The organism is Nonomuraea deserti (genome assembly GCF_004348685.1).
GTDB lineage: Bacteria > Actinomycetota > Actinomycetes > Streptosporangiales > Streptosporangiaceae > Nonomuraea > Nonomuraea deserti.
On record NZ_SMKO01000118.1, the window covers coordinates 1 to 17,014 of the forward strand.

Below are 17,014 nucleotides of genomic sequence, written 5' to 3' on the forward strand. Positions count from 1 at the left end.
GGCCCGGGCGGGCCGCCATGGTACGGCGGCGGCATGGGCCCCGGCGGGCCGCCGCGGTGCGGTGGACCCACGCGCCCCGGCGGGTTGCCGCCGTACGGCGGCCTCACGGGCGGGCCACCGTGCGGCCCCACGGGCGGGCCGCCGCGGTGCGGTGGCGGCCCTGCGTGCCGAAATCGATCCTGGGGTCCTCCCGGCCACTGCGCCATCTGGTCTTCCCGTCACCTCGTCACTACTGGCCGAGCACGCTAGCAACACCCCCCGACGCTTCGAAAATGCTGGAAGTCTCACCACCCGCTTTACCTGATCTTTCGGTGCCCGCTGGTTGAGTGACCACCGCGACGTTGATCGACCCCCTTTGGAGGACTCATGAAAGCGAAGATCGCGCTGGCTGCTCTGACCGCGCTCGTGTCCTTACCCGCGCTCGGCGCGCCCGCGTCCGCCGCCCCTGCCGACCCCGCGCCCGGCGGGCCGCAGCGACCCCACGAGGCGGACGTCGAGGGCACCCGCAACCTCGACTCCCTGTCGGTGACGGCGACCGCCGGTCCAGGCCGCGGCGTGACGCTCGCCTGGGACCGGCGCAGCCGTGCCGAGACCGGGCAGGTGCCCGCGGGCGCCAGGCGGTTCGTGTTCCTGTTCGACCGGTCGGTGCGCTTCAACCCGGACGCCTTCCCCACCTGCGAGCGCGCCCTGATCGAGGAGAAGGGCGCGTCCGCCTGCCCGGACGGCTCCCAGGTGGGCACCGGGCTGGCCGAGTACGCCACCGGGGAGCCGCGCGAGGTGCTCGCCTTTAACACCCGGATCGGCCGCTCGCCCGGCGTGCTGGTCGTGCTGCCCTCCACCGGCGTGGTGCTGGAGCAGACCCTGGAACGCGTGTCGCGCCCGTACCGGAAGGACTACCGGTGGGCGCTGGACGAGATCCTGCCGCCGAACGACACCCCGCCCCAGGACCGCGCCGGCACCACCAGGTTCCGGTTGTCGTTCGGCGCCACCCGCGAGGACCACGGCCGCACCGTCGGCTTCGTGGAGACCACGGCCAAGCCCGGGTCGGTGCTGACCTTCGGGTTGTGGAGCGAGTTCGTCACCGGCCAGGTGCTGGTACCGGTCGCGAAGGCACGGCTCAGCCGCTGAGCGGCGGGCTCACGTCCGGGTCGCGTTGGCGTGGTTCGGCCGCTGAGCGGCGGGCTCACGTCCGGGTCGCGTTGGCGTGGTTCGGCCGCTGAGCGGCGGGCTCACGTCCGGGTCGCGTCGATCGGCGAGGCCGGGGTGCCGGTCGTGGAGGGGCGGGCGCGAGCTCGTCAGGGTTCGTCGCCGTGGTCGAGCAGGCGGCGCTGCTCCTCCTCGACCACCTGCCGGGCCAGCGCCTGCTCCGAGATGTCCACCGCGTCGGCCGCCGACTCGGCCAGGTCGCTGCGCCGGGCGTAGGCGTCGAAGAGCCGCGACTTGCGGTGCAGGATGTCCAGCATGCGCTGGTCGACCGAGTCGACCGTGAGCAGCCGGTGCACCTGCACCTTGCGCACCTGCCCCATCCGGTGGGAGCGGCCGATCGCCTGGGTCTCCATGCTCGGCTTGACCTGGGGCTCGCACAGGATCACGACGGAGGCCGCCTGCAGGTTGAGCCCCACCCCGCCCGCCTGCACCTGGCTGAGCAGCACGGCGTGCCCCTTGGCCGCGGAGAACTCGTCGACCACCTGCTGCCGGCGCGCGGCGCCGACGTCGCCCGACAGCGGCCCGTGCGCGCGGCCGTTCAGCTCCGCCCGCACGCAGGCGAGCACCGCCCGGAAGTAGGAGAACACGATCACCTTGAGCCCGTTGGCCTCGGCGTCCTCGACGAGTTCGAGCAGGCGCTTCAGCTTGGCCGAGGTGGGGGGCTCGGCGTAGGCGGCGCGGCGCATGGCCATGAAGTTGCCGTCGGACACGGCCTGCCGGTAGGCCGCGAAGTCGGCGCCGCTGAACTCCACCCACTCGTCCGCAACGACCCGGTCGGGCAGCTCGGCCAGCACGTCCTGCTGGTTGCGCCGCAGGTAGACGGGCGCTACCGCCTTCCTGAACGCCTGCGCGCCCGCCACCATGTCGCTGTTGCGCAGGCCGGCGGCCAGCTCGGGCCGCAGGTAGGAGACCAGCACGCGGAACTCCTCCACGCGGTTCTCCATCGGGGTGCCGGTCAGGAAGAGCACCCGGTCGACGCGCCGGCACCACGCGGCGACCGTCCGGGACCGCTTGGCCTGCGGGTTCTTCACGTAGTGGGCCTCGTCCACGACGAGCAGGCCGGGTACGGCCTCCGTGTCGAGCCGGTGGAGGCTGTCGAGGGTGGCCACGGCGACGCCGCCCTGCCGCTGCCACTCCTGCTGGGCGGCGAGCCGGTCGGGCCCGTGCAGCGGGTGGGCGCGCAGGGTGCTGCGCGACTCGATCTCCCGTACCCAGTTGATCAACACGCTCGTGGGGCACGTCACCAGGAAATGTGTCGCGCCTCGCGCCCTGAGGTGCGCCATCACGGCGATGGCCTCGATCGACTTGCCCAGGCCCATCTCGTCGCCGATGATCACCCGTTCCTGGGCGAGGGCGAAGCGGGCGCCGAACGCCTGGTAGCCGCGGAGCGACACCCGGCGGTAGGCGTCGTCGAGCGGCTGCCCGCCGACCTTGGCCGCCAGGTCGCCGGGCAGCGATGTCTCGCCCGTGGGCAGGGGCTCCTCGGCGAGGTCGGTCAGCAGGCCGAAGTATTCGGGGGAGCGGGACTCGAAGTCCGCCCACGCCTCCAGCTCGGACGCGGGCGGGCGCAGCAGATCGGTGGTGACCTGGGCGAGCAGCAACGGCGTCTCCGCTGAGGCGTCGAGCAGCCCGGAGATCTCGGCCAGCGCGTCGCGCGCCCGCTGCCGCCGCTTGGGCAGCGTGAGCCACATCCGCAGGCGGCTGCGCGCCGGCCGGGCCGCGGCCAGCAGCGGTCCCAGCCGCCCGTCCAGGTCGCGGGCGACCGCGACGGCCCGGGGCAGGTCGGGGCCGACCCGCACCAGGCGGTGCAGGGCGATCACGAGGTCGGTCACCGGCTGGTCGTGGTGCTCGACGTCGATGCGGACGCTCGCGGCGTCGGCCGCCGCCCGCTCGATCTGCCGGGCGGCCGCGTGGATGTGGCCCGCCGTCCGCGCGCCGATGCCCGGAAGTAACTGCAGCTGGTACGCCGAGGCGTCCAGCACCTGACGCACGGTGGTGTATCCGGCCTTCTCCAGGGTGGCGACGCGCAGCCGGCCGTCGGTGACGTCTTTCAGGCGGGAGACCGGGACCGACTCCAGCTGTGCCCTGGCCGCGTCGAGGCGCACCTTGTCGAGGGCGGCGGCGGCCTGCCGGTGCACGACGGCGTGCTCGCCCAGCAGCGCGTGTGCGGCGGCGAGGAGACGGTCCGCGTCACGGAGTTCCACTGAACCTAGGATGCCGTGGCCGAGGTTGCGACCGTGTAACGGCCCGCCCACGGCACCCGGAGGGCGCGGGTCACAGTTCGAGGGCGCGGTCGAGAAGGGACTGCAGGGTGACCGCGCCGGCCAGCCGTCCGTCGTCCACGACGGCCACCAGAGGGCTGCGCGTACGCGCCATCAGCGCCGCCAGCTCCAGCACGGTCGCCGTCATGTCGGCCACCGGCAGCTCGCGCGGCTGCTCGGGCAGGCACTCGCGGACGGTGCGCCCCCCGAGCTGCCGCAGGAACAGGTCGGCGTGGGCCTCGTCGACCACCCGGGCCAGCGCCGGGTCGTCCTGGCAGTAGGCGGGCACCGCCAGGCGCAGCACCTGCGTGCCGGGCAGGATGCAGACCGGCAGCCCGGCGTCGTCGACCAGGATGAGCCCAGGCAGGTCGCGTTCGGCCAGCAGCCTGGCCGCCTCCAGCGCCGGGGTGTCCATGGTGACGGTGGGGAACTCGACCGTGAGATCGCGTGCACGCATCATGACCTCCGCTGCACGAGCCTAGCCCTCATGGCGGCTTCGCGATGTGTCCGGTTGCACGAGCCTGGCTCTCATGCGGCTTCGCGATGTGTCCGGTTGCACGAGCCTGGCTCTCATGCGGCTTCGCGATGTGTCCGGTTGCACGAGCCTGGCCCTCATGGCAGCTCCGCGAAGCGTTCGACCTGTTCGGTCCGGCCCGAGACGAGGACCACGTCGCCGTACGACAGCTCCGTCTCGGCGGTGGCGTAGGTGAACTCCTCGCCGGAGGGCTTGACGGCCACGATGGTGACCCCGTATTTGCGGCGCAGATTGGACTGGCCGAGCGGGATGCCGACATATTCCTTGGGCGGAGTGGTCTTGGCCAGCGCGAAGTCGTCGTCCACCTGCATGTAGTCGAGCATCCGGCCGCTGACCAGGTGGGCGACCCGCTCGCCCATGTCGTGCTCGGGGAAGACGACGTGGTGGGCGCCGATGCGGCTGAGGATGCGGCCGTGCTGGGTGCTGATGGCCTTGGCCCAGATGTCGTTGATCTCCAGTTCGACCAGCAGCGACGTAGTCAGGATGCTGGCCTCGATGTCGCTGCCCACGGCCACCACCGCCTGGTAGAAATCGGACACCCCGAGCTGGCGCAGCGCTTCGATGTCGGTGGCGTCGGCGGTCGCGATCTGGGTGATCCGCCCGGCCAGGCTCTGTGTGATCTTGGGCCGGCTGTCGATGGCCAGCACCTCGGTGCCGCGCCGGGTGAGCTCCAGCGCCAGGGACGTGCCGAATCGCCCCAACCCGATGACGACGACGGGGTCGCCCTTGTACTCAGCCAACGATGACTCGCTCCTCGGGTAGCTCGTAGTGGCGGGCGCGCCTGTTGAGTGCCAGGGCGGAGCCCAGGGTGAGAGGGCCGATCCGGCCGATGAACATCAGTACCGTCAGCAGCAGGTGCCCGGCCGTGCCGACGGCCGGGGTGATGCCGGTGGACAGGCCCGCCGTGCCGAACGCCGAGATCACCTCGAACAGCACCTGGTCCAGCCTGTGGGGGGTGAGCGCGAGCAGCGCGTACGTCGACACGGTCACGAGCGCGACGCCCATCACCGTGATCGTGACCACCTGGCGCTGCGTGGTGTCGGGAAGCCGCCGGTGACCGATGTTCACCTTGCTCTCCCCGCGAAGCTCGGCCCAGACGATGAAGGCGAGCATCCCGATCGTGGTCACCTTGATGCCGCCCGCGGTGCCGGCGCTGCCGCCGCCGATGAACATCAGCAGGTCGGTGGCCAGCCAGCTCGACGGATACATCTGCCCGATGTCCACGACGTTGAACCCGGCCGAGCGCGGCATCACCGACGTGAAGAAGGCGGCCAGCAGCTTGCCGCCGTCGTCGAGCGGGCCGAACGTCCGGGGGTTGCGCCATTCGGTGACCAGGAAGACGAGCGTGCCGAACACCAGTAACGTCACGGTCACCGCGACGGTGATCCTGGTCAGCACCGTCCATCTGCTCGGATACCGCCATGCCCGGGCCAGCTCGAACACCACGGGGAAGCCCAGCCCGCCGACGATGGCCGCGATCGCGATGGTCAGGCAGATCCACGGGTCGGCGACGAACCGGATGAAGTTGTCCGGCCAGAGTACGAACCCGGAGCTGTTGAAGGCCGAGATCGCGTGGAAGGCGCCCAGGTAGGCGGAGCGGCCTAAGGACTCGCCGTAGCCGATGGCGAAGCGGCCGGCGAGCAGGACGGCGGCGACGGCCTCGCAGGCCAGGCTGAAGAGGAAGACCTTGCGCACCAGCTTGCGCACGTCGCTCATGCTCAGCGTCTTGGTCTCCGCCTGGGCGGCGATTCGCGCCCGCAGCCCCAGCCGGCCCGAGACGAGCAGGGTGAACAGGGTGGCCAGCGTCATGATCCCCAGGCCGCCCGCCTGGGACAGCCCGGCGATCACCACTTCGCCGAACGTCGACCAGTGCGACTCGGTGTCGACGACGGCCAGCCCGGTGACGCAGACGGCCGAGGCGGCGGTGAACAGCGCGACCACGGTGTCCGCGGCCTCGCCCTCGGTGGTGGCGATCGGCAGCGAGAGCAGGGCGGTGCCGACGGCTACGGCCAGGCCGAACGCGGCGACCACGAGCTGGGCGGGATGCCGGAATCTGGCTGGAAACGGCGGTGTCGCGCTCATCATCGATCGCCGCCCCGCATGTCACGCATGGTGAACGCCCCTAGGGAACCCTCAGCAGGCAGTCGGAGCCGAGAGACTTCCCTGCTCACAGCGCACTACGGTAACAGCCTTCCAGGGCGCCGGCGCACCGGAGCCGGCTGTGCGTGAACGGGCCTCGCGTCACTTGAGTGGATCATGGCCCCAGTTCATCAGCGAGTAGCGCCACCTGGACGCCGTGACGTCGCCGGAAGGCCGCTGCGCGAGATGGCGGTGGACGTAGCCGACGACCTTGTTCATGTGGTCGTAGTCGTCGTCCGTCCAGTCGCCCTTCTTCTTCCGGAGGAGGTCGACGATCTTCCTGCCGGACTCGTGGCCGACCGACTCGCCGCCGCCGTCCTTCTGCCCGACCGCCCGGGACTCGTCGGTGGCCAGCCAGCGTTCGAGCTCGCCGGCGGTCATGTTCACGGACTTGCCGAACTCGGCCGCGACCTCCCTGCGGTCCTCGCTCACGAGCCTTCCTTGCGCAGCGCCGACGGCTTGTGCACGGCCTTCTTGCCGCTCTTCTCGCTGCGCACCACGTACTGGGGCTCCTCGGGAGAGGCCGCGACCGTGCGGCCGGCCTCCTTCTGCCTCTTGGTGAGCTTCTTCTCCACCTTGCCCTTGGCGGTGGAGCCGTGGCTGCGCCAGGTGACCTCGTCACCCTCGGCCGGTTCCTTCTTCTTCCCCATGCGCTCCGGCTACCCGGCGCCCGCGCGGGTAGCCCCGGCGTACCCGTTCTTTACCCGGACGCAGGTCAGCTGAGGGAACGGAAGAACTCCCTCAGCTCGGCGACCAGCACGTCCGGCGTCTCCAACGCGGCGAAATGGCCGCCGTGGCCGAACTCCGACCACCGCACCACGTTGTGCGCCTGCTCGGCCAGCGGCCGCACCGAGAAGTCCGTCGGGAACACCGCCACCGCCGTCGGCACGGTGCCGGGCTCGCGCGGGGCCCACGCGCTGACGTCGTTTAACCGCTCGTAGTACGTGTGCGCGGCGGAGCCCGCCGTGGCGGTGAGCCAGTAGATGCTGACGTCGGTGAGGATGCGGTCGCGGTCGACGGCGTCCTCCGGCAGCTTGGCGGCCGGGTCCGTCCAGTCCTTGAACTTCTCCACGATCCAGGCGAGCTGGCCCGCGGGGGAGTCGTGCAGCGACGCCGCGATGGTCTGCGGGCGGGTGCCCTGCAGCTTCATGTACGCGCCCAGGTCGTCCTGCCACTGCTTCATCCCGGCCAGCCGCCCGCGCTCGGCCTCGGTCAGCGTGCCCATGACGGCGGCATCCCCCGACGGGAACGTGAGCAGCGCGTTGACGTGCACGCCGATGACGTTGCCCGCCGCGGCACGGCCCATCAGCGGCGCGATGAAGGCGCCGACGTCGCCGCCCTGGACGCCGTACCTGTCGTAGCCCAGCCTGGCCATCAGCTCGACCAGCGCGGCGGCGGTGCGACCGTCCGTCCAGCCGGTGTCCGGCAGCGGGCCGGAGAAGCCATAGCCGGGCAACGACGGGATCACCAGGTGGAAGGCGCCGGCCGGGTCGCCGCCATGCGCCACCGGGTCGGTGAGGGGGCCGATGAGGTCGAGGAACTCGACGACCGAGCCGGGCCAGCCGTGGATCAGCATGAGCGGGGTGGCGTCCGCCTCGGCGGAGCGCACGTGCAGGAAGTGCACGTTCGTCCCATCGATCGCGGTGACGAATTGGGGGTACGCGTTCAGCGTCGCCTCCTGGGCCCGCCAGTCGAAGCCTCCGGCCCAGTAGGCGGCCAGCTCCCGCAGGTAGCTCGCAGGAACGCCGCGCTCCCAGCCGGCGCAGGGAAGGTCGGGGGCCCAGCGGGTGCGCAGGAGCCGGTCCCGCAGGTCGTCGAGGTCTGCCTGCGGGATCTCGATGCGATACGGCCGAATCTCGGGGGTGCTGTCGCTGTTGGTCATGTCCCGACGGTAGGAGGAATCGGTGTCAGATACCGGCACCGATAACGCGCACAATGGCATCCATGTTGGAGACTTCGGCCCGGCTGCTCCGCCTGCTCTCCCTCCTGCAGGCGCGTACCGACTGGACCGGCGCCGAGCTGGCCCGGCGTCTGCAGGTCGGCCTGCGCACCGTGCGGCGCGACATCGACCGGCTGCGCGAGCTGGGCTACCCGGTGGACGCCACCCCCGGCGTGACCGGCGGTTACCGGCTCGGCGTCGGCGCCGCGCTGCCGCCACTGCTGCTCGACGACGACGAGGCGGTGGCCGTGGCCATCAGCCTGCGCACCGCCGCGACCGGCAGCGTCGCCGGCATCGAGGAGGGCGCGCTGCGTGCCCTGACGAAGCTCCGTCAGGTGCTGCCGTCGCGGTTGCGGCACCGGGTCAGCGCGTTCCAGGAGAGCACGGTGCCGCTGGCCGGAGCCGCCAGGCCGGAGGTGGACGCCGAGCTCCTGGCCACCCTGGCGGCGGCCTGCCGCGACCACCGGCGGCTGCGGCTGCGCTACCGCAAGGGCGACGGCGCAACGGCGCGCGAGGTGGAGCCGCACCGGCTGGTGCACACGCCGCGCCGCTGGTACCTGCTGGCCTGGGACCTGGGCAGAGGGGACTGGCGCACGTTCCGGGTGGACCGCATCGAGGCGCCGCCTGGGCCGCCGGGCGCCCGCTTCACGCCCCGGCCGCTGCCGCAGGAGGACGTGGCGGCGTACGTGTCGCGCTCCATCACCTCGGCGCCCTACCGCTACCAGGCCCGCATCCTCTTCCACGCACCCCTGGAGTGTGTCGCGCCCCGCACCTCGCCCGGCGCGGGACGGCTGGAGCCGGTGGACGAGCACACCTGCCTCTTCCTCGCCGGCTCCGACTCGCTGGACGAGCTCGCCGTGCACGTCGCGGTGAAGGGCTTCGACTTCGAGGTCATGGAGCCGCCGGAGCTGCTGCCGGTGCTGCGGGAGGTCTCCGACCGCCTCAGGCGGGCCGGCGAGAGCCGGGTCTCCTGACGTTGCGGCCATGCCGGACCAAGCTCCCCTGCCGGTGACCTTCGACGAGGCGATCGCCGCGGAACGCGCCGGCCGGCCACTCGAGTTCCTCTTCTTCTGGGGCCACCGGCCGGCCCGCGACGGCAGCCCCGGCCCGGGCCGGGGCTGCCTCAGCCAGTCTGCGGCCGGTCATGCTCCGGACGGGAAACGGAGGTAGGCGGGCGGCACGTGGTCGGCCAGCCATACCCCGTTGGCGCTGCGCATGAACACGTGCCCGTCGCCGTGCATCGCCCCGGCCGCCACCACGAGCACCACGGGAACGCCCCGGCGGCCGCCCACCCGCGTGGCCGTCTCCCGATCGGGCGACAGGTGCACGTGGTGCCGGTTCATCGGCCGCAGCCCTTCCTTCTTGATCGCCGCTACGAACCGCCCCACGGTGCCGTGATAGAGCACCTCGGGCGGCGCGACGGCGGGCAGATCGAGGTCGACCGGCACCGAGTGCCCCTGATTGGCCCGGATGCGGCCGGCCAGGATCGTGTAGCGCCGCTTGTCGTTGGACGCGACGACCTGACCCAACTCCGCCTCCGTGAACGGGAACCCGTGCTCGGCGGCGGCCCGCAGCAGCCCGTCGACCGGCGTCCACCCCTGGGCGTCGAGGGTCAGCCCGATGCGCTGCGGGTCGTGCCGCAGGTGCCGGGCCAGGTATTTCGAGATCCGTGTCAGGCGACGCTCGTCCATCGCTCCCCATGTTCCCGCCCCCGTCAACCGGTTTCCGCCGTGCCCGGCGCCGAAAGGGGAGGACGTCGGCTGTCGAGGCCGACGGCCAGGCGGCGGGCCAGGCCGGTGTTCCTGCGCCTGCCCACCCGGTGCACCGCGAGCTCCAGCGCCTCGCGCTGGCCCACCAGCACGACCCACGCCTTGGCTCTGGTGACCAGCGTGTAGAGCAGCTTGCGCCGCAACATGACGCCTCCGGCCTCGGCCACGATCGGCGCGACCACGAACGGGTATTCGCTGCCCTGCGAGCGGTGCACGCTGATCGCGTAGGCATGGGTCAGGTCGTCGAGCTCGTCGAACGCGTAGCGCACGCTCTCGCCGTCGTCGGTGCGGATCTCGATCATCCGCTCCTCCGGGATCACCGCGGTGACGGTCGCGGTCTCGCCGTTGAAGACCCCTTTGTCGTAGTTGTTGCGGATCGGCATGACCCGGTCGCCCACCCGGAACACCGTCGCCCCCGACCAGTGCTCGGCCTTGCCGTCGGCGGCGGGGTTGAGCTGGTCCTGGATCAGCCGCCCGAGCGCGGTGGCGCCCGTCTCGCCCCTGCGCATCGGGCACAGCACCTGGACCTGGTCGGGCTCGACCTGCTGCTTGCGCGGGATCGCCACCATCGCCAGGTGAGCGACCCGCCGGGCGACCTGCTCGGGATCGTCGAGCTCCTCGAACCAGAACCCGCCCCCCACCGCCGGCGACCGGCCGGCGCGGATGCGGTGGGCGGCGTCGATGATGCCGCTGCCGCCCGCCTGCCGGAAGACGTGGGTGAGCTGGACCCGCGGGATCTCCGTCACGCGCAACAGGTCGGCCAGCACGTCGCCGGGACCGATGCTCGGGAGCTGGTCGCTGTCGCCGATCAGCAGCAGGTGGCTGCCGGACGGCACGGCCGCGGCCAGCCGGGTCGCCAGGTGCAGGTCGAGCATGGACGCCTCGTCGACCACGATGAGGTCGGCCTGCGTCGGCCGCTCGTCGAACAGCGTCTCGGGGTCGGGATCGGGCTGCTGGGCGAGCATCCGGTGCACGGTCATCGCCGGCAGCCCGGTGAGCTCGGACAACCGCTTGGCCGCCTTGCCCGTGGGCGCGGTGAGCGTCACCGTGCCGCCCGCGGCCCTGACGGTGGTCGCGATGGCCTTCACCGTGTGGCTCTTGCCGCACCCCGGGCCGCCGGTGAGCAGGGAGAGCGTGCTGGTCAGCGCCATGTTGACGGCGGCGCGCTGGTCGTCGTGGAGCTCGGGGTCCTCCCGGAAGGCGCGCAACGGCAGCGTGGAGCGGGCCCGTGCCAGCCGGGTGAGCTGCTCGGTCAGCGCCACCTCGCGGGCGTGGACGTGCTTGGCGTAGGCGACCGCCTGCCCCGGCCGGTCAGGGGCGGCCTCCACGACCAGCCGGCGCTCGCCCACGAGCGCGTCGACCATCGGCCGCACCAGCTCCTCATCCTGCTCGATCAGCTCCGCCGTCTCTCTGACCAGAGCGGCGACGGGCACGAAACAGTGGCCGTCGCGGCTGCCCGCCGCCTCGATCCGGTCGAGCAGGGCCGCCTTGACCCGCTGCGGGCTGCGCTCGGGCACCCCCGACTGCAGAGCGATCATGTCGGCGACGCGGAAGGCGATGCCCCTGACCCGCCCGATGAGGCGGTAGGGGTCGGTGGCGAGGACCTCGTCGGCATCGGGCCCGAACACCTGGTAGATCTTCGCGGCCAGCAGCGGGCTGACCCCCAGCCCCTGCAACGTCACCATGAGCGCGGCGATCGCCTTCTGCTCCTGCCACGCCTGGACGATCTGCCCCTGCCGCTGCGGCCCGATGTTGACCACCTCGGTGAGCCGCTCCGGCTCGGCGTCGATCACCTTGAGCGTGGCCTCGCCGAAGTGGTCGACGATCGCGTACGCCAGCCGCGGCCCGATCCCCCTGATCAGCCCCGATCCGAGGTAGATGCGGATGGCGCGGACCGACGAGGGCGTCACCCGCTCGCACCCGGTCACCGCGAACCGCCTGCCGTGGCGTGGGTGCCTGCTCCAGTCGCCGAACAACCGCAGCGTCTCGCCCGGCTGCACCCCGCCCAGCGCCCGCCCGGTGGCCACGAAGTCGGGCACGCCGTCGGCGCTCATGCGCGCCACGGTGTATGCGTCCTCGCGGACGTAGACGAGCTGCTCGACCGACGCCTCCACAGCAGGGATCCAATCACCCGCCACCGACAATCGTCCAAAAGGCGTTCCGCCGAGCGCCGCGGTCAGCGGCGGGACTCCACCGTCACCTCGCCCATCAGCACGACTCCGGCCTCGCTCACGCGGTGGGCCGGCGGGCCGAGGCTCGGTCCTGCGGCGCCAGCGGGAAGCCGGGCTCGGTCAGCAGCGGTGAGCGCCTGCCGGCCGCCGTAGCCGGGTTCGGTCAGCGGCGGTGACGCCTGCCGGCCGCCGAGGCCGGGTTCGGTGGGCGGCGGCGCGGGCGGCGGGTCTCGCTCGCTCCGTCACGGGTCCGCGTCCGCGAGGACGTCCAGGCACTCGCGGGCGAGCTGCAGCTCCTCGCGTACCTGGACCACCAGGACGGGTACGGCGGTGCCGGGCGCGCTGACCGGCCCGTCGTCGTGGCGGTTTCCGCGTACGGGAGGCAGCACGCCGAGCAGGCCGAGGCGGCCGCAGACGGCTTCGCGCACTTCGGGCTGGTCCCAGCCGATCTCCCCGGTGAACACGAGCGCGTCGATCCGCCGGAGCGAGGTGGCCGCGGCGGCGATCTCCCTGCTCACCCGGTGGCCGAACACGCGCAGCGCCAGCGCGGCGGCGTCGTTGCCGTCACGCTCGGCCGCGACGAGGTCCCGCGTGTCACCGGACAGGCCGTCGGACAGGCCGAGCAGCCCCGACCGCCGTTCCAGCCCTTCGCCGAGCTCCGCCACCGACAGGTGGCCCTCCGACAGCAGCCACACCAGCATCCCCGGGTCCACGCTGCCCGAGCGCTTGCTCATGGGCAGCCCGTCGAGCGGCGTGAACCCCATCGAGGTGTCGAGGCTGCGCCCGCCCGACACCGCGCACACCGAGCAGCCACCGCCCAGGTGCGCCAGCACCAGGTCCAGCTCCGCGAGCGGCCGGCCGAGCAGGTCGGCCACCCGGTCGGCGGCCCAGGCGTACGACAGGCCGTGGAAGCCGTACCGGCGCAGGCCGTGCCGCGTGCGCCATTCGGACGGCAGCGGGTAGACCGCCGCCGCGTCGGGCAGGCCGGCGTGGAAGGCGGTGTCGGGGCAGAGCACGTGCGGCACGGCGGGCAACTGCTCGCGGGCCGCGTCCAGCAGGGCCAGCGCGGGCGGCAGGTGCAGCGGAGCCAGGCTCATGACGCCGCGCAACGCGGCGACCGTCTCGTCGTCGGCGACAGCCGGGGCGCGGACGAGGTCGCCACCGTGCACCAGCCGGTGCGCCACGGCCCGGATGTCGCGGTCGAAGTGGCCGCCGAGGAACGCCGACAGCTCCTCCCACGCGGCGCCCGGGTCGACGGCGCGCTCGGCGTGCGCGCTGTCGATCACGCTGCCGCCCTGGACGAGATCGAGTCGCAGGCTCGACGAGCCGGCGTTCACGGTCAGGATCGCCGCGGAGTCCGTCGTCTGTTCGTCCATGGCGCGCCCCATGACCGCCGCGCTACCCGGCAGCGTTCCCGCAAAACTGGGCAAATCAAGGCTCCGTCTGGATTTGGCGTCCTCAGGATTGCTGGGTGAGGGCGTCGGGTAGTCGTGCGCCATGGACATCACCCTGAAGGTGAACGGCACACCGCACGCGGTCGACGTCGACCCGCGGATGTCGCTGCTCGATCTGCTGCGCGAGCGGCTGGGGCTGATCGGCGCCAAGAAGGGCTGTGACCACGGGCAGTGCGGCGCGTGCACGGTCCTCATCGACGGGCGGCGGGCCAACGCGTGCCTCGCGCTGGCGGTCGCGGTCGACGGTTCCGAGGTCACCACCGTCGAAGGACTGGCCAAGGGGGACGACCTGCATCCGCTGCAGGCCGCCTTCATCGAGCACGACGCGTTCCAGTGCGGCTACTGCACGCCGGGGCAGCTCTGCTCGGCCGTGGCCATGCTGGGCGAGCCGGGGCCGAGCGCCGTCACCGACGATCTCGCGCTCGATCCCGAGCTGACGCCCGAGGAGATCAGGGAACGGATGAGCGGCAACCTGTGCAGGTGCGGCGCCTACGTCAACATCGTCAAGGCGATCGCCGAGGCCGCTCCGTGAAGCGCTTCGAGTACGCCCGCGCCGGCAGCCCGTCCGACGCCGTGCGCCGGTTCCGGCCCGGCACCATGTACCTGGGCGGCGGCACCAACCTGGTCGACCTCATGCGGCTGGGCGTGGCCGAGCCCGACCTGCTGGTGGACGTCAGCCGGCTGCCTCTCGACGTGATCGAGCCGGTCGGCGACCGGCTCCGCGTGGGAGCGGCCGTGCGCAACACCGATCTCGCCGCCGACCCGCTGGTCCGCACCCGCTACGCGATGCTCGCGCGGGCGGTGCTGGACGGGGCGTCCGGACAGGTGCGCAACATGGCGACCGTGGCCGGCAACCTGCTGCAACGCACCCGCTGCGCCTACTTCCAGGACGTGAGCCGGCCGTGCAACAAGCGCCGGCCGGGCTCCGGCTGCCCCGCCATCGAGGGCGACCACGGCAACCTGGCCGTGCTCGGCGCCTCCGACGCCTGCGTGGCCACCCATCCGTCGGACATGGCGGTCGCGCTGGCCGCGCTGGACGCCGAGGTGCACGTCACCGGCCCGGGGGGCGACCGGATCATCCCGATGCCCGGGCTGCACCGGCTGCCGGGCGACGAGCCGGAACGTGACACGGTGCTGGAGCCCGGCGACCTGATCACCGCCGTGGAGCTGCCCGCGCCACCGCCGGGGGCGTCCACGTACCGGAAGGTGCGGGAGCGGGCGTCGTTCGCGTTCGCGCTCGTGTCCATCGCCGCGTCGCTCGACGTCGGCTCCGACGGCGTCGTGAGCGGCTGCCGCATCGCGCTCGGCAGCGTGGCCCACGTCCCGTGGCGGGCCGAGCGGGCCGAGCGGCTGCTGATCGGCGGGCCCGCAACCGGCGCGGCGTTCCTGGAGGCCGCGGAGGCCGAGCTCGACCAGGCCCGCCCGCTGCCGCGCAACGCCTACAAGCTGCCGCTGGCCAGGAATCTGATCGTCGCGACCCTCGAGGAGCTGGCACCGTGAACCGCGTCGAGGGCCGCGTCAAGGTCACCGGGCTGGCCACGTACGCGGCCGAATACCCGGTCGAGGCAGTCGCGTACGCCTACCCCGTGCAGTCGCTGGTCGCCAAGGGCCGCATCGTCCGCGTCCACGACGCCGAGGCCCGCGAGATGCCCGGCGTGCTGGCCGTGCTGTCCTGCGAGGACCCGCCCCGGCTGGCCGAGGACGCCGATGCCGAGCTGGCGCTCTTCCAGAGCCGCGACGTCGCCTACCGCGGCCAGATCGTCGCCGCCGTCGTCGCCGGCACCTACGAGAACGCCCGCGCCGCCGCCGCGGCCGTGCGCGTCGAGTACGACCCGGACGACCACGACGTCGCCCTGCGCTCCGATCATCCCGGCTTCTACCGGCCGGACGTCGTCAATCCCGACTACCCGTCCGACACCGTGAAGGGCGACGTCGAGGCGGGCCTCGCCGGCGCCGCCGCGAGCGTCGACGTGACCTACTCGACCCCGGTCCTGCACAACAACCCGATGGAGCCGCACGCCGCGGTGGCCGTGTGGGACCCCGAGGGCAGGCTGCTGGTCTACGACAGCACGCAGGGCGCGTCCCCCGACCGCGACACCATCGCGCAGACATTCGGCCTGCCGAGGGAGGACGTGCGGGTGGTGTCCAGGCACGTCGGCGGGGGCTTCGGGGCGAAGGGCTCCACCAGGCCGCACGCCGTGCTCGCCGCCCTGGCGGCCAGGGCCGCGGGCCGCCCGGTCAAGATCGCGCTGACCCGGCAGCAGATGTTCGACGTCACCGGCTACCGCACGCCGACGATCCAGCGGCTGCGGCTCGGCGCGGACGCCGGCGGCCGGCTCACGGCGGTGGAGCACGTGGCGTACGAGCAGAGCTCGACGCTGGTGGAGTTCGCCGAGCAGACCGCGACCCCGGCCCGCGTCATGTACGCCACGCCCGCGCTGCGCACCGCGCACCGGCTGGTCCGGCTGGACGTGGCCACCCCGTCGTGGATGCGCGCGCCGGGGGAGTGCCCCGGCATGTACGCGCTCGAGTCCGCCATGGACGAACTGGCCTGCGCCCTCGGCATGGACCCCGTCGAGCTGCGTGTCGTCAACGACGCCGACGCCGAGCCGGAGGGCGGGCTGCCGTTCAGCTCCCGCAACCTCGTCATGTGCCTGCGCGAGGGCGCCCGCCGCTTCGGCTGGCGGCACCGCGACCCGGAGCCGGGCGTCAGGCGCGAGGGGGAGTGGCTGGTCGGCACCGGCGTGGCCGCGTCCACCTACCCGGCCAGGCGCCGCCCCGCCCGCGCCTTCGCCTTCGTGCGCGACGGAGACTACGTCGTCCAGGTGGCCGCCGCCGACATCGGCACCGGCGCCCGTACCGCGCTCGTCAGGATCGCCGCGGACGCGCTCGGCGTCCCTCCCGATCAGGTGCACGTCGAGCTGGGCGACAGCGACCTGCCGGAGGCGCCCGTCGCCGGCGGCTCCATGGGCACCGCCTCGTGGGGGTCGGCCGTCGTACGGGCCTGCGAGGAGCTCAAGCGCGGCGACGGCAAGGAGGGCCGCGCCGACACCACCGACGAGGTCGGGAACGACGCGCGGCTGGCCAGGCACGCCTTCGGCGCGCAGTTCGCCGAGGTCCGGGTCAGCTCGGTGACCGGCGAGGTCCGCGTGCCGCGCCTGCTCGGCGTCTTCGCCGCCGGGCGCATCGTGGACCCCCAGCTGGCCAGGTCGCAGTTCATCGGCGGGATGACGATGGGCCTGGGGATGGCGCTGATGGAGGAGACGCTCACCGACGAGGAGTTCGGCGGGTTCCTGCGCCGGGACCTGGCGCAGTATCACGTGCCCGCCTGCGCCGACGTGCCGCACGTCGAGGCGGTCTGGCTGGACGAGCAGGACGGCGAGCTCAACCCGATGGGCAGCAAGGGCATCGGCGAGATCGGCATCGTCGGCACTGCCGCGGCCATCGGCAACGCCGTGCACCACGCGACCGGCCATCGCGTGCGCGACCTGCCTCTCACTCCGGTCAAGATTCTGTCAAGGTTTTAGCCGCCGCGCCGGA

Annotated in this window: 15 protein-coding genes; 5 read left to right on the top strand and 10 right to left on the bottom strand. The window is 72.7% G+C overall.

Annotated features, from left to right (window positions below):
* The first annotated feature begins 366 nt into the window (after nucleotides 1-366).
* Entirely contained in the window at nucleotides 367-1,128 is a 762-nt protein-coding gene (locus E1292_RS32420) for a hypothetical protein (protein ID WP_220447163.1), read from the top strand.
* Between the two features lie 167 nt (nucleotides 1,129-1,295).
* Here the strand turns inward: E1292_RS32420 and E1292_RS32425 are convergent, their stop codons facing one another.
* From E1292_RS32425 to E1292_RS32455, 7 genes are all read right to left on the bottom strand, one after another.
* Complete coding sequence (locus E1292_RS32425) at nucleotides 1,296-3,410, bottom strand: DEAD/DEAH box helicase (protein WP_246090489.1); 2,115 nt, start codon at nucleotides 3,408-3,410, stop codon at nucleotides 1,296-1,298.
* Nucleotides 3,411-3,480: 70 nt separating this feature from the next.
* Nucleotides 3,481-3,924, bottom strand: coding sequence for a CBS domain-containing protein (locus tag E1292_RS32430; RefSeq protein WP_132599841.1), 444 nt, complete (start codon nucleotides 3,922-3,924; stop codon nucleotides 3,481-3,483).
* 155 nt (nucleotides 3,925-4,079) lie between these two features.
* Complete coding sequence (locus E1292_RS32435) at nucleotides 4,080-4,742, bottom strand: potassium channel family protein (RefSeq protein ID WP_132599844.1); 663 nt, start codon at nucleotides 4,740-4,742, stop codon at nucleotides 4,080-4,082.
* The gene (locus E1292_RS32440) at nucleotides 4,735-6,087 is read right to left on the bottom strand and encodes a TrkH family potassium uptake protein (protein WP_132599847.1); all 1,353 of its coding nucleotides are present in this window, start codon (nucleotides 6,085-6,087) and stop codon (nucleotides 4,735-4,737) included. Before E1292_RS32440 ends, E1292_RS32435 begins: the two co-directional genes overlap by 8 nt.
* Nucleotides 6,088-6,243: 156 nt before the next feature.
* The gene (locus E1292_RS32445) at nucleotides 6,244-6,573 is read right to left on the bottom strand and encodes a DUF3140 domain-containing protein (RefSeq protein WP_132599850.1); all 330 of its coding nucleotides are present in this window, start codon (nucleotides 6,571-6,573) and stop codon (nucleotides 6,244-6,246) included.
* Nucleotides 6,570-6,791, bottom strand: coding sequence for a hypervirulence associated TUDOR domain-containing protein (locus E1292_RS32450; protein WP_132599853.1), 222 nt, complete (start codon nucleotides 6,789-6,791; stop codon nucleotides 6,570-6,572). The genes E1292_RS32445 and E1292_RS32450 overlap by 4 nt, the downstream gene beginning before the upstream one ends.
* Nucleotides 6,792-6,856: 65 nt before the next feature.
* Nucleotides 6,857-8,023, bottom strand: coding sequence for an epoxide hydrolase family protein (locus E1292_RS32455; protein WP_132599856.1), 1,167 nt, complete (start codon nucleotides 8,021-8,023; stop codon nucleotides 6,857-6,859).
* Between the two features lie 62 nt (nucleotides 8,024-8,085).
* Here E1292_RS32455 and E1292_RS32460 point away from each other — a divergent pair, with 62 nt between their 5' ends.
* A complete protein-coding gene (locus E1292_RS32460) occupies nucleotides 8,086-9,054 on the top strand; it encodes a helix-turn-helix transcriptional regulator (protein WP_165974852.1) in 969 nt (322 codons plus the stop codon).
* A 168-nt stretch (nucleotides 9,055-9,222) separates the two neighbouring features.
* Here E1292_RS32460 and E1292_RS32470 read toward each other — a convergent pair whose 3' ends face one another.
* The 3 genes from E1292_RS32470 to E1292_RS32480 form a co-directional block, all read right to left on the bottom strand.
* On the bottom strand, nucleotides 9,223-9,771 hold the full coding sequence (locus E1292_RS32470; RefSeq protein ID WP_132599862.1) for an RNA 2'-phosphotransferase: 549 nt from the start codon (nucleotides 9,769-9,771) through the stop codon (nucleotides 9,223-9,225).
* A 23-nt stretch (nucleotides 9,772-9,794) separates the two neighbouring features.
* Nucleotides 9,795-11,963, bottom strand: coding sequence for an SF1B family DNA helicase RecD2 (gene recD2 / locus E1292_RS32475; protein ID WP_132599865.1), 2,169 nt, complete (start codon nucleotides 11,961-11,963; stop codon nucleotides 9,795-9,797).
* 299 nt (nucleotides 11,964-12,262) lie between these two features.
* Nucleotides 12,263-13,396, bottom strand: coding sequence for an acetate/propionate family kinase (locus tag E1292_RS32480; RefSeq protein WP_246090490.1), 1,134 nt, complete (start codon nucleotides 13,394-13,396; stop codon nucleotides 12,263-12,265).
* 121 nt (nucleotides 13,397-13,517) lie between these two features.
* Between E1292_RS32480 and E1292_RS32485 the strand changes: the two genes are divergently transcribed.
* Genes E1292_RS32485 through E1292_RS32495 form a run of 3 tightly spaced genes read left to right on the top strand, consistent with a single transcriptional unit; the run spans nucleotide 13,518 to nucleotide 17,001 of the window.
* Nucleotides 13,518-14,006, top strand: a complete 489-nt coding sequence (locus E1292_RS32485; RefSeq protein WP_132599871.1) for a (2Fe-2S)-binding protein — start codon at nucleotides 13,518-13,520, stop codon at nucleotides 14,004-14,006.
* Nucleotides 14,003-14,974: an FAD binding domain-containing protein gene (locus tag E1292_RS32490; protein WP_132599874.1), complete on the top strand. Its 972-nt coding sequence runs from the start codon at nucleotides 14,003-14,005 to the stop codon at nucleotides 14,972-14,974. Before E1292_RS32485 ends, E1292_RS32490 begins: the two co-directional genes overlap by 4 nt.
* A complete protein-coding gene (locus tag E1292_RS32495) occupies nucleotides 14,971-17,001 on the top strand; it encodes a xanthine dehydrogenase family protein molybdopterin-binding subunit (protein WP_132599877.1) in 2,031 nt (676 codons plus the stop codon). Before E1292_RS32490 ends, E1292_RS32495 begins: the two co-directional genes overlap by 4 nt.
* Nucleotides 17,002-17,014: the final 13 nt, after the last annotated feature.